Source organism: Oceanobacillus profundus, from assembly GCF_003515705.1.
GTDB classification, from domain to species: domain Bacteria; phylum Bacillota; class Bacilli; order Bacillales; family Amphibacillaceae; genus Oceanobacillus; species Oceanobacillus profundus.
On sequence record NZ_QWEH01000001.1, the window covers coordinates 623122 to 635705 of the forward strand.

Annotated in this window: 14 protein-coding genes; all 14 read left to right on the top strand. The window is 39.1% G+C overall.

Features of this window, described 5'->3' with window-relative positions; translation table 11 throughout:
- The first annotated feature begins 15 nt into the window (after positions 1-15).
- The 14 genes from hxlB (at position 16) to D1B32_RS02900 (ending at position 12575) form a co-directional block, all read left to right on the top strand.
- A complete protein-coding gene (gene hxlB, locus D1B32_RS02835; protein ID WP_095308058.1) occupies positions 16-573 on the top strand; it encodes a 6-phospho-3-hexuloisomerase in 558 nt (185 codons plus the stop codon).
- Between the two features lie 16 nt (positions 574-589).
- On the top strand, positions 590-1228 hold the full coding sequence (locus D1B32_RS02840) for a bifunctional 4-hydroxy-2-oxoglutarate aldolase/2-dehydro-3-deoxy-phosphogluconate aldolase (protein WP_095308060.1): 639 nt from the start codon (positions 590-592) through the stop codon (positions 1226-1228).
- A gap of 29 nt (positions 1229-1257) precedes the next feature.
- Entirely contained in the window at positions 1258-2283 is a 1026-nt protein-coding gene (locus D1B32_RS02845) for a TRAP transporter substrate-binding protein (RefSeq protein WP_118888577.1), read from the top strand.
- Between the two features lie 21 nt (positions 2284-2304).
- The gene (locus D1B32_RS02850) at positions 2305-2790 is read left to right on the top strand and encodes a TRAP transporter small permease (protein WP_118888578.1); all 486 of its coding nucleotides are present in this window, start codon (positions 2305-2307) and stop codon (positions 2788-2790) included.
- Positions 2790-4076: a TRAP transporter large permease gene (locus tag D1B32_RS02855; RefSeq protein ID WP_095308065.1), complete on the top strand. Its 1287-nt coding sequence runs from the start codon at positions 2790-2792 to the stop codon at positions 4074-4076. Before D1B32_RS02850 ends, D1B32_RS02855 begins: the two co-directional genes overlap by 1 nt.
- Positions 4077-4108: 32 nt before the next feature.
- Positions 4109-4774, top strand: coding sequence for a ribose-5-phosphate isomerase RpiA (gene rpiA, locus D1B32_RS02860; RefSeq protein WP_144029172.1), 666 nt, complete (start codon positions 4109-4111; stop codon positions 4772-4774).
- A gap of 23 nt (positions 4775-4797) precedes the next feature.
- Positions 4798-5748, top strand: a complete 951-nt coding sequence (locus tag D1B32_RS02865) for a sugar kinase (RefSeq protein WP_095308069.1) — start codon at positions 4798-4800, stop codon at positions 5746-5748.
- A gap of 16 nt (positions 5749-5764) precedes the next feature.
- On the top strand, positions 5765-6385 hold the full coding sequence (gene hxlA, locus D1B32_RS02870) for a 3-hexulose-6-phosphate synthase (protein WP_095308071.1): 621 nt from the start codon (positions 5765-5767) through the stop codon (positions 6383-6385).
- A 344-nt stretch (positions 6386-6729) separates the two neighbouring features.
- On the top strand, positions 6730-7371 hold the full coding sequence (locus D1B32_RS02875; RefSeq protein WP_158586192.1) for a GntR family transcriptional regulator: 642 nt from the start codon (positions 6730-6732) through the stop codon (positions 7369-7371).
- Positions 7372-7568: 197 nt separating this feature from the next.
- Positions 7569-7973: a thioesterase family protein gene (locus D1B32_RS02880; protein ID WP_095308127.1), complete on the top strand. Its 405-nt coding sequence runs from the start codon at positions 7569-7571 to the stop codon at positions 7971-7973.
- Positions 7974-9128: a Leu/Phe/Val dehydrogenase gene (locus D1B32_RS02885; RefSeq protein ID WP_118888579.1), complete on the top strand. Its 1155-nt coding sequence runs from the start codon at positions 7974-7976 to the stop codon at positions 9126-9128. It begins immediately after the preceding gene.
- Between the two features lie 87 nt (positions 9129-9215).
- Positions 9216-10292, top strand: a complete 1077-nt coding sequence (gene pdhA / locus D1B32_RS02890; protein ID WP_240033706.1) for a pyruvate dehydrogenase (acetyl-transferring) E1 component subunit alpha — start codon at positions 9216-9218, stop codon at positions 10290-10292.
- A gap of 1 nt (position 10293) precedes the next feature.
- Complete coding sequence (locus D1B32_RS02895; protein WP_118888580.1) at positions 10294-11289, top strand: alpha-ketoacid dehydrogenase subunit beta; 996 nt, start codon at positions 10294-10296, stop codon at positions 11287-11289.
- 14 nt (positions 11290-11303) lie between these two features.
- Positions 11304-12575 (top strand): dihydrolipoamide acetyltransferase family protein, encoded by a 1272-nt coding sequence (locus D1B32_RS02900; protein ID WP_118888581.1) that lies wholly within the window; start codon positions 11304-11306, stop codon positions 12573-12575.
- The last annotated feature ends 9 nt before the right edge of the window (positions 12576-12584 follow it).

The following is a 12584-nucleotide window of genomic DNA, read 5'->3' on the forward strand; positions in this document are numbered from 1 at the left end:
AAAGGTTGATCAGCCGTGAAAAATATAATTAACACTGTTGCATTAGAAGTGAAGGAAGTATTGGAAAAAACCGATTTCAATGAATCAATGAAACTTGCAGAGGAAATTGATCGTGCCAGTCGGATATTTATAGCGGGAACAGGACGATCAGGACTAATTGGAAAAGTAATAGCTATGCGATTAATGCATAGCGGCTATCCAGTATATGTTATTGGTGAGACGATAACGCCAAGTATCGGTTCGGATGATTTACTGCTCATTATCTCGGGATCAGGAAGTACCAGTTCACTTATAAATTATGCTGAGAAAGCAAAAGAGATTGATGCCACAGTTGCATTAGTAACAACAAATAAAGATTCGAAGATAGGAAGCATAAGTGATTATCTCCTTACCATTCCAGCAGCAACAAAGAAACGTCTGGACTCTGAACCACCTACCATCCAGCCGCTTGGAAATCAATTTGATCAGTCGGCACATTTGCTGCTTGATGCAATTGTTGTATACCTTCTGGAAAATAAGCCAGATAGAAACAGCCATGCAAGCTTAAATCAAAAACATACAAATCTAGAATAATAGGGAGTGTTCGTAAATGAATTTAGTAGAACAAATTCAGCAACATAAAATAGTAGCTGTTATTCGAAAAGCAGATGTGAACAACATTGTTCCGATTCTTAATGCTTTATACGAAGGGGGGGTCTACTCAGTCGAGATTACTGCAGAAACTCCAAATGTTTTGCAAGTAATTGATACCGCTGTCAAACAAGTAGGGGATAAAATAAATATCGGTGCTGGAACAGTACTTGATCCAGAAACAGCAAGATCTGTCATTATGGCGGGAGCGAAATTTATCGTATCCCCAACACTGAATCTCGAAACGTTAAAGTTAACAAATCGCTATGGAATTTTAAATATACCTGGAGTCCTGACGCCAACAGAAATTTTGACCGCTTATGAAAGCGGTGCCCAAATGGTTAAAATTTTCCCGGCAGATGCATTCGGACCAAATTATGTAAAAAATATCCTCGGTCCATTACCGCATGTGAAGGCAATGGTTACTGGTGGAATTACACTTGAAAACATAAATGAATACCTTTCCAAAGGAAGTACAGCAGTTGGAATTGGAAGCAATCTTGTAAATGCAAAACAACTAAAGACAGATGAAGATTACCTTCATTTAATACAAACGGCAAGAGCGTATGTAGAAAAGGTAAATGAGCTTGAAAGATAAATATCAATATTTATAAGGAGGCTTATCACATGAAAAATCGTAACTATACTTTTATTATGATTATTTTTATATCCATTGCTGCTCTATTGGCTGGCTGTAATACGGATGACGTAGAGGCAGAGGACGATGGAAAAATTAAATTGATTACAGCTCATAATCAGACATCACCAGATAATCCATACCAGGTCGGTTTGCTGAAGTTTAAAGAAGTTGTTGAAGAAAAATCAGATGGGAAAATTGAGGTAGAAGTGCATGCCGGTACAATTGGTACGGAAGAATCACAGCTAATTGAAAAGCTGCAGCTCGGGGCGGCTGACCTTGTTGTTGTTTCACCAGGTCTAATGACACAAACGGGAATTCGAGAAGTGGATATTTTTTCTGCCCCATATTTGTTTAATAGCTATGATCACTGGTTAAGAGCAGTAGATGGAGAAGTTGGAGAAGAGATGGCAGCTATCATTAATGAAAAATCCAATAACTCTTTTAAACTATTAGGCTATTGGTCAGCGGGGGTTAGACATTTCTATGGAAAAGTTCCTTTGGAATCCGTAGATGATTTGAAGGGAGTTTCTCTAAGAACACAAACATCTGGAGTTATATCTGATTTCTGGCAGAAGACTGGTGCAATTCCTTCATCTATCTCATGGGGCGAGTTGTATCAAGGCTTGCAGCAGGATGTTGTTGACTCTTCCGAAAACGCTTACCCATTTTTTGTGCAACAAGCACATCACACTACTTCCAATGGTAAGTATATAACGGAAACAGCTCATGATTATACAACAAGACTTGTCTTATTCAATGGAGAAAAATTTGATAACTTCCCAGAAGAATATCAAGAAATTATTTTAGATGCTGCTGAACAATCTGTAGTTGCTGAACGTGAAGCAACGAATGCACAGGATATTGAATATAAGGAAAAGGCCGTAGATGATGGAGCGATTATCAATGAGATTGATAGAGAGCCATTTATTGAAATTGCCCGGCCAATCCTGAATGACTTTGTAAAAGAAATTGAAGCGGAAGAATTACTGCAAAAGATAAGAGAACTAGAGTAAATAATCGAAGGAGGTCCTATCATGAAACGTTTCGTAAACGTACTTGAAAAAGTACAGATTATCACCGGTGTCACATTTCTATGTATATTCTTTCTCGTCATTATGCTGCAAATCGTAACCAGACACCTTGGTATATCCGTTATTTGGACAGAAGAGGTAGCGAATTATTCCTTTATTTGGGGAATCTTTATGGGTGCTGCAGTAATGGTGAATCGCAGAGAACATTTTAATTTTGATTTCTTAATCCGAAAATTAAACGGAAAAAAAAGAATGTCCTTAAGTATATTCAATGATTTAGTTCTAATTGTTTTTAATAGTTGTATATTATTGCTCGGTTTGCAAGTTGTAACAGAATTCTGGAATTATACATGGGCAACGATACCAGAAATGAAGATGGGATATGTTTGGATTGCTATTCCATTAATGGCAGGAACGATGATTATTTATTCCGTGTCCCACCTAATTGATCATGTCCAGGCAGCTAAAGTGAAGGAGGTAAGTGAGTGATGGGATTTTTATTAATTGGTTTATTTCTTGTATTAATGCTCATCGGTGTTCCAATAGCGTTTGTTATCGGGATAGTCGCATTGCTCGGTATTTTTGGAATCCCTTACACACCTGAAGCTACCGTGCCAATGTCCATGGTTAATGGGCTGGATTCATTTGTGCTGCTTGCGGTTCCATTGTTTATATTAGCTGCTAACTTAATGAACTCCGGTAAAATCTCTGAAAAACTGATCAATCTTGCTTTAGCAATTGTTGGACCAATTCGTGGAGGACTTGCACATGCCAATATCCTTGTATCCATGATGTTTGCCGGTGTTTCTGGTGCAGCACAGGCAGACACCGCTGGGGTTGGGAAAATATTGATTCCGAGTATGCTCCGAAAAGGCTATGATAAGGAAACGGCCGTTGGGGTAACGGCAGCATCATCAACAGTTGGAGTGGTTATACCGCCAAGTATCCCAATGATTATTTTTGCAGGTCTGACCAATGCATCAATTGGAGCATTGTTCCTTGGTGGAATCATACCAGGGATCCTAATTGGCTTAGGAATGATGGTTTTCGTTTACTTCATGGCAATTAAACGGAATTACCCAAGGGATGCGCGTGTTGAGGTTAAGAAATTTATGAAATTATTGGTGGAGGCTATTCCAGCACTGCTCACTCCGATCATTATTATTGGAGGGATTATTACAGGCTTCTTTACTGCTACAGAAGCTGCGGCAGTTGCTTCATTATATACACTGCTTGTATGTATGTTTTACTATAAAACATTACGCGTAAAAGATTTACCAGGTATTTTAATGGATACCCTTGCATTAAGCTCCTTATCCTTGTTTGCCCTAGCAGCAGCAAGTGCGCTTGGAGAATTAATGAGTTATTACCAGCTCGGAACGCTTGCACAGGAGTTCTTTACGAATAATGTTGGAACAGAGTGGTTATTTATTATCATCGTGATTGCATTTTTCTTGTTTGTTGGGACGTTTATGGATGCGATTCCAGCAATGATTTTATTTGTACCTGTCATTCTTCCGACAGCATTGCAGTTTGGAATTGAGCCCGTTCATTTGGGATTGATTGTCGTTATTACATTGGCAATTGGATTGATTACACCACCATATGGGCTATGTTTATTGCTTGCTGCGAAGATTGGGAACATGTCCATTGAAAGGTCGTTTATAGCAGTAATCCCGTACATTGCAATTATTTTGGTCGTGTTGCTGTTTGTTGCCTTCTTCCCGGAAATCGCATTTTTTATACCGAAAATGATTAATCCTGGATTATTTTAGCAAAAGTTAAAGCCCTGTTAGGAGAGATAATGATGGAAGATAAACAGATGGCTGCTGAAGCATCTATACAATATATAAAAGATGGGATGACGGTCGGACTCGGTTCCGGCTCCACCGTCAATTTCATGCTTGAAAAGCTTGCTGAACGTATTAAAGAAGGACTTACAATCAAAGGTATACCTTCTTCGTTAAAAACAGAACGATTTGCGAAACAATTAGGAATTCCACTGACTGATTTTTCTAATACGACAAAGATTGATATCGCAATTGACGGAGCTGATGAAGTGGATCCGAACCTCCACCTTTTAAAAGGTGGTGGCGGGTCACTTGTCAGAGAAAAAATTGTTGATCAAGCAGCTGATAGGCTTATTATTATTGTGGATTCATCAAAGACTGTATCTAAATTAGGAGACTCCCCCCTCCCAGTTGAAGTATTGCCATTTGGGTTTGAGGTGACAACAGAACAAATCGCCGCATTTGGATGTACTCCAGTATTGAGAAAAAGAGATGGTCAACCATTCGTATCCGATAACGGAAATTATATTGTAGATTGTAAGTTTGCCAGTATTGAAGATCCACAAGCACTGCATGAGAAATTGAAACAGATCACAGGAGTCGTCGAAACAGGTTTGTTTCCACAAATGGCTCATAATGTGATCATTGCAAGAGAAGGAAGGATTGACATTTTAGAAAGGTAAATGTCAAGAGGAGGCAGCTAAAAATGAATGATGTGATTACAATTGGTGAAGCAATGATTGCATTTAGCCCGCAATCAACAGGACCAATGAAGTACGTAAATATGTTTGAGAAAAAGGTTGGTGGAGCAGAGCTGAACCTAGCAATCGGCTGCTCGCGCTTAGGACTGAAAGCTGGTTATATTAGCAGATTAGGCAATGATGAATTTGGCAAATATATTTATAATTTTGCCCGTGGCGAAGGAATAGATATGTCACAGGTCAAATTAGTGGATGGATATCCCACATCGTTAAATTTTAAAGAAATTATGGAAGATGGAAATGTCCGAACGTTTTATTATCGTGATAAATCTCCAACATTAGCAATGCATCCGGAAGATTTAGATGAAGGCTATTTTGAAGAGGCAAAGATCCTCCATATAACAGGGATTTATCCGGCAATTGGTGAAATTCATATTGACGTTATCCATAAAGCAATCGAACTAGCGAAGAAAAACAATCTATTAATTTCTTTTGATCCTAATATAAGACTTCGGATGTGGAGCAAGGAAGAAGCAAGTCGTGTGTTAGCTGAAATCCTCCCCCATGTTGACATCTTGTTAGCAGGGGATGAAGAGATGGATATTATTATTGGTGAAAAGGATCCCAAAGCAATTATTGAAAAGACGAAGGAGATGGGAATTTCCTATATAGCTGTAAAGCAAGGTGAAAATGGATCTGTCGGCTATTACAATGAGGAAATTGTGGAAGCACCTCCTGTTAAAGCGAACAAGGTTGCTGATACGGTAGGAGCTGGAGATGGATTCAATGCGGGTGTGCTTTATGGAATCCTGAATAAGTGGCCGCTTGAAAAAACATTACAGTTTGCAAATACGATCGGTTCGATGGTTGTCAGTGTTGTTGGCGATAATGAAGGACTGCCATATTATGAAGATGTTCAAGGCAAACTCGGTGAAATTGAACGTATCGAGCGATAGAAATGGGGTACAAATAATGAAACTGCAATTAGCATTGGACAGACTTACTGAACATGAATGTTTTCGTCTGGTAGAAGAAGTAGAGGAATATATTGATATTATCGAAATAGGGACGGGTGTTATCAAAGAATATGGCATGGCGATTGTAAAGGAAATGCGAGCGTGTTATCCAGATAAGCTGATTCTTTCCGATATGAAAACATGTGATGCGGGCAGGCATGAAGCATATCAGGCCTTTAAAGCGGGCTCAGATATAATGACAGTTATGGCATTAGCTTCTGACTTAACGATAAAAGATACGCTGCAGGCAGGTGAAGAGATGGGGACTCAGGTAATGGTTGATTTGCTCGAAGTACGTTCAAAGGACCGAATTACAGAGCTTGAACAGCTGGGTGTAAGTCTCGTTAGCCTCCATGTTGGAAAAGACAAGCAATCAGAAGGCGGTTTTACAACTGATTTGTTTTCTCTAGTAAAGGAATCGTCTTTTAAAATAGCGGTTGCAGGGGGAATCAATTTGGAATCATTGTCTGAAATTGTTCAAGAGGAACCAGATATCATTATTGTTGGAAGTGCGATAACAGCGGCAGCTCATCCGAAAATTGTAGCTAAGGAAATGAAAAGGCTAATCAGTCGGTGAAATTTAATAGAAAAGCTAGTTTGCTATTATCCAAAAGAAGCTAGTTCGCTACACCATTTTAACACTGGATGTGGAGAGGGAAATTAAAATCTCGAATCGGGGAATCGATAGATAAAATGTGAAAAAATGGGCTACTGAGAATGTAGCTCATTTTTGGTGATTTATAGTATACAATCACGTAGCGTCTGTAATTCCAGTAGTCCTCAAATTTTTATCATAAACTGATAATGTGTACATCCAACTTCTATCCGTCCAGCATATTTTTGTGCTATATTAGTAGACGTAAACACTTACAATTAACTATTTTATATATGCAGAGTAGTTTAGCAGAAGGAGCTGTTACGATGGGTAAAATTATTAAGTCAGAATCCTTGCATTTACAAGCCTATCATTTGATTAAAGAAGCAATTATGGAAGGAAATTTAAAGCCTGCTGAACGTGTCGTAGAAGCTAAGGTCGCAAGTACGTTAGGGACTAGCAGGGGAACCGTAAGAGAAGCGATTCGTATGTTAACGCAGGATGGCTTACTAATATATAATGATGGGTTCGTAAAGGTGTATGAGCCAACAGTTGACGATGTTGTAGATATATTTCAGTGCAGGGAAAGTCTGGAAGTGTTAGCGATCCGTCTTGCTATTAAGAATCTGACCGATGAAGTGAAGGAAAGTTTAGCTCATAATTTACAGGAAACGAAAAAAGTGAAACCGGATTCTCCAGAACTTGGTCAGCTGGATCAGCAATTCCATACAATTATTACCGAAGCATCTAACAACGGCCAACTGATTAATTTGCTTGAAGTTATTAAAGTAAAAACACATTATATGCGAAAGAGTATGGTCGGAGGATCGTTTTACCCTTCTTTTATTGAAGACCATGAACAAATTTATGAATGGATGCTTAACGGGAATGAAGAAGAAGCAGCCAATCTAATGAGTGTCCATATTAAAAAGGCTCTGGAAGGTGTCTTGATGCATATCAAATCTTAATCCAATCAAAAATGGATTAAGATTTTTTATTTTATTATTTATTTTTGGTTGACAGTTAACTGTCGGGTGAATATAATTGGAAATGTAATATTTTGAAAATAATAAAGATGGTAAAAAGTTAGATGTTTTTTAACCTTATATGGACTTATTCAAACAAATATGCTGTCATTCAAGGCTTTGGGGAAAGGGTGAAAGAAATGAAGGAAGGATTGAAAGTTGGGGATTGGGCCGTTCTTGAAATAGTAGTGACGGAAGATATGTTTGCACAATTTGGCGACGAATTAGTACATCCCGCTTATTCCACCGCTTCCATGGTCTATCATATGGAATGGGTATCAAGAGATCTGTTGCTTCCCTATCTGGGGGGACAAGAAGAAAGTGCAGGAGCAGCTGTAAAACTCAAGCATATCGCCCCATCAGCACTAGGTACGAAAGTTAAGATGGAAGCTGTTGTAACAAGTATTACCGAAAAACAAGTGATAACAAAGGTTATTGCTAAAAATGAAAACGGTATCATTGGTGAAGGGGAAGTAAAGCAGGCAATTCTGCCAAAAAATACGATGCAAAGCAAATTAAATGAACAATTGCAGTTAAACAAATAAATGGAGGTAGTCTTCTTGAAACAGCTTGAAATAGTCAAACCAATAGAGAAAAATACATTTGAAACAATAGCAAATCATGAACAAGTGATGTTCTGTAATGATCCGGCAACGGGACTTCAAGCAATTATAGCCATTCATGATACGACACTCGGTCCTGCATTGGGCGGAACAAGGATGTATCCATATGAAAGTGTTGATGAGGCACTGGAGGATGTTCTTCGATTGTCAGAAGGAATGACCTATAAGTGTGCAGCATCTGGCCTTGATTTTGGTGGAGGAAAGGCGGTCATTATTGGTGATCCCAAAAAAGATAAATCCCCTGCACTATTCCGCGCATTCGGACAATTTGTTGATTCTTTGAACGGACGTTTTTATACAGGTACAGATATGGGAACAACAACCGATGATTTTGTGGAGGCATATAAGGAAACCAATTTTATTAACGGAATTCCAGAAGCTTATGGAGGCAGCGGAGATTCTTCTATTTCCACCGCACGTGGAGTGATTCATGCCTTAGAGGCAACCAATGAATACTTATTTAAAAATAACGATTTAGGAACCAGAACATATGCCATTCAGGGATTAGGAAAAGTCGGTTATAAGGTGGCCGAACAATTACTGGAAGCTGGAGCGCAAATCTATGTCACGGACCTTAATCAAGATGTGTTGAGACAGATTAAAACAAAAGCAAAAGATACAAACGGTGAAATCCATGAGGTAGAGAGTAACGCTATTTATAGTACGAATGCAGATATCTTTATTCCTTGTGCAATGGGGGCAATCATTAATGACCAAACCATTGGTCAGCTAAAAGTAAGAGCGATTGTTGGTTCAGCGAACAATCAGCTCCAAACTCTAAATCACGCAAAAACACTTCACGAAAAAGGAATTTTATATGCCCCGGATTATATTGTTAATGCCGGAGGACTAATTCAGGTTGCGGATGAATTATATGGTCCGAATTCTAAACGAGTACTTGTAAAGACAAAAGCAATTTACCGTTCGCTTTATGATATTTATCAGCAAGCAGAAATGGATGCGATTACAACAGTAGAAGCAGCAAATAGAAAAGTACGCAGCGTATTGGATGAACAGCGAAATCGAAACAATTTTTATTCTCGCAAGCGTAGACCGAAATGGAATATAAGAGAATAAATATTTAATTTTATATAATCTAAAACCCTATGTGAACGAAAAGCTTACTTATAGAATCTAAAAATAAGAGTCAAAGAGGTGATGGACATGAAAAGAGACATCCAGGAAGAATTTCCAATGGTGCAAATCATGGACCAAAATGGAGAACTAATAGATAAATCATATCTTAATCAAATTGATCATGCATTAGCACAGCAATTTTACCGACAGCTAATCTGTATGCGGGCATTTGACCAAAAGGCAATTAACCTGCAGCGCCAGGGCAGGCTCGGTACTTACCCAGGCTTTGAAGGGCAGGAAGCAGCACAGGTGGGAAGTGCTCTAGCACTCGATGAAGATGATTGGATGTTGCCAACATATCGGGATCATGCGGCAAGTATTAGCTTTGGAAAATCTTATACTATTTTATCTTCATGGAATGGACGAGTGGAAGGGAATCTTCCACCTAAAGGAAAAAATATATTACCACCTTCCGTTCCAATCGCAACACAGCTTCCACTTGCAGCTGGAATAGCGATGGCAAATAAATATAAAAATTCTTCACAAGCTGTTATTGCTTATTTTGGAGATGGCGCAACTTCAGAGGGTGATTTTCATGAAGGATTAAACTTTGCTAGTGTATTTCAAGCACCTGTTGTCTTCTTTAATCAGAATAATCAATATGCCATTTCGACTCCAATCTGGAGACAAATGAATTCCAAGACGATTGCTCAGAAGTCAATTGCCTATGAAATCCCAGGTATTCGAATTGATGGGAATGACATTTTTGCAGCTTATTTTGAAACAAAAAAAGCGTTAGAACGAGCGAGAAATGGGGAAGGACCAAGTTTAATTGAAGCCGTAACATGGCGATATGGTGCTCATACCACTGCAGATGATCCGACGAAGTATCGTAATCAAAAAAAAGAAAATGAAAAACACCGTCAAAATGATCCGGTTACAAGATTGGAACTATTTATGAAAGCGTACGGTTTTTGGGATGAAACAGTCGTAGAACAGTTAAAAGAGGAAGTAAAGGAAGAAATTGATAGGGCGGTTAAAGATATGGAGACGATGCCACCAGCGGATGTGAATGATATTTATGATTACATGTTCGAAAAACCGACATGGACGATTGAACAGCAAAAGGAAGAATATATGAACCATTTGCGAGGGGTGAGATGAGATGATAACGATAGCGAAAACGAAACAATTGACGCTTATTCAAGCTATCACTGATGGAATGCGTACCATGCTTAACGAAAAAGAAGAAGTCGTGGTATTAGGGGAAGATGTTGGAAAAAATGGCGGTGTCTTTCGGGCAACGGATGGCTTGCAGGAAGAGTTTGGAGAAAAGAGGGTTTTTGATACACCATTGAGTGAGGCAGGAATCATCGGATCCTCGATTGGGATGGCAATAAACGGACTGTTTCCAGTAGCAGAAATTCAGTTTTTAGGTTTTATTTACCCTGCATACGAACAAATTATGACACATGCGACGAGAATGCGCTACCGTACCAAAGGTGCCTTTACCGTACCACTTGTGATTCGTGCACCATATGGAGCAGGAGTACGTGCTCCAGAAATCCATTCAGATAGTATGGAAGCATTATTCACCCATATGCCAGGGATAAAAGTCGTTTGTCCATCTAATCCACATGATGCAAAAGGACTTCTTATTTCGGCAATAGAGGACCCAGATCCGGTACTATTTCTTGAGCCACTAAGATTATACCGTGCTGTCAGAGGTGACGTTCCAGAAGAAAAATATGAAATTGAAATTGGAAAAGGGAAGTATTTGCGAGAAGGAGACGATGCAACGGTGATTGCCTGGGGGGCAATGGTACCCGTTGCAATGAAGGCAGCCGAACAGGCAGCAGATAAAGGGATTAGCTGTGACGTCATTGATTTACGCACGTTGTATCCGATTGATAAAGCTATTATAGCCGAATCTGTGCAGAAAACCGGGCGCTGTGTCGTTGTTCATGAAGCTCCAGCAACCGGGGGATTAGGAAATGACATTATTTCGATTATAAATGATACTTCATTTTTATATATGAAATCACCAATTGAGCGTGTCACTGGTGCGGATGTTCATGTGCCTTTTTGGGCTCTGGAAGAACATAATATCCCGACACCAGCACGTGTAACGGATGCTATTTATAAAGTGATTCATTTTTAAAGGAGGTGGAGTGAATGGTAGAAGTAAAATTACATGATATTGGAGAAGGAATGACAGAAGGGGATGTACTAGCTTATTTTATTCAGGAAGGAGATCAAGTTGAGGAAGATCAGCCAATTGTAGAATTGCAGACAGAAAAAATGGTTGCCGAGTTAACAGCGCCAGCCAAAGGGGTTGTTAAAAAAATATATATTGCTGAGGGAACGACTATCCCTGTAGGAACAACGATTTTGACGATTGAAGCAGAGGGTTCTATTGAGAAGAAAGAGGCTGCAGAAACACAAAAAGAAGAATCAAATCATTCTATACAATTTGCAGCGAGTGATAATGCAAAAAAACAAACGAAACCCGAAAAAATAAACGGGCCAACACGAATAAAAGCAGCACCATTTACGAGGAAGATTGCGAGAGAACTTGATGTGGATATCGAATTTGTAGAAGGAACGGGGAAATCTGGACGTATTACCATAGAAGATGTTCAGCAGTTTGCTCAAAACAGAGAGAGCGCTGCAACAAAAGTCAAGCCTGCTGTTAAACAGTTAAAAAAGCAATTTTTTCAAGGGACAGCAGAAAAGCAGTCGGTCAGTGAAAAAGAGGAAACGGATATTATTCCGTTTAAAGGCAGGCGCAAACAAATCGCAAAAAAAATGACAACATCCATCTTTACGATCCCACATGTTCATCACATGGAAGAAATTGATATGACTGAGTTACTGCAGTTCAGAAAAGAGATTAAGCCTCATGCCGATGTATCTGTTGCAGCATTTTTTATTAAAGCGCTCACGATAGCATTGAGAGAACATCCAATCTTTAATGCCAAACTTGATGAGAAAAAAGAAGAAATCAGATTGGAAAAAGGGGTTCATATGGGCATTGCAACGGATACGGAAGAGGGGTTAATTGTTCCAGTCGTTAAAAATGCGGATAATAAGTCAATCCGCATTATTAACAAAGAAATGAAAGAACTGATGAAGAAAGCAAGAGAAAATAGACTGACACCGAAAGAAATGACCGGAAGCACCTTTACGATCAGCAATGTTGGACCAATGGGAAGTATCGGTGCAACGCCGATCATCAATTATCCAGAAGTCGCATTAATGGCTTTTCATAAAACGAAAAAAATACCTGTTGTAAACGAAAATGATGAGATCGTTATCAGATCAATGATGAACGTGACGCTCACATTCGATCACCGTGTTACAGACGGAGGAAATGCAATAGCCTTTACGAATAGGTTCAAGGCATTGCTTGAAAAACCAAAACTGCTACTAGTAGAACTCAGTTAATCTAACAAC